General features: G+C 69.5%; 1 pseudogene. It reads right to left on the minus strand.

Annotated elements, in window-relative coordinates:
- Nucleotides 1-196, minus strand: a pseudogene (locus tag DBV35_RS30805) (helicase-related protein); the annotation flags it as partial.
- Nucleotides 197-347: the final 151 nt, after the last annotated feature.

The raw sequence follows: 347 nt of genomic DNA on the forward strand, positions 1-347 counted from the left end.
GCGGATGGTCGGCGGGGAACAGGAAGTAGGCGTAGCCGCGCTCGCGGCCACGCCCCACACGGCCCCGCAGCTGGTGCAGCTGGGACAGGCCCAGGGTGTCGGAGCGCTCGACGATCAGGGTGTTGGCGTTGGAGATGTCCAGGCCGTTCTCGACGATCGTGGTGCAGACCAGCACGTCGACGTCGCGGTGCCAGAACGCGCTGACCGTGCGCTAGAGCAGGTCCTCGTTCATCTGGCCGTGCGCGACGGCGACCCGCGCCTCGGGGACGAGGTCCTGGATGGTCTTCGCCGCCCGGTCGATCGAGCTGACCCGGTTGTGCACGTAGAACACCTGGCCGTCGCGCAGC

It is taken from the genome of Acuticoccus kandeliae (assembly GCF_003073115.1).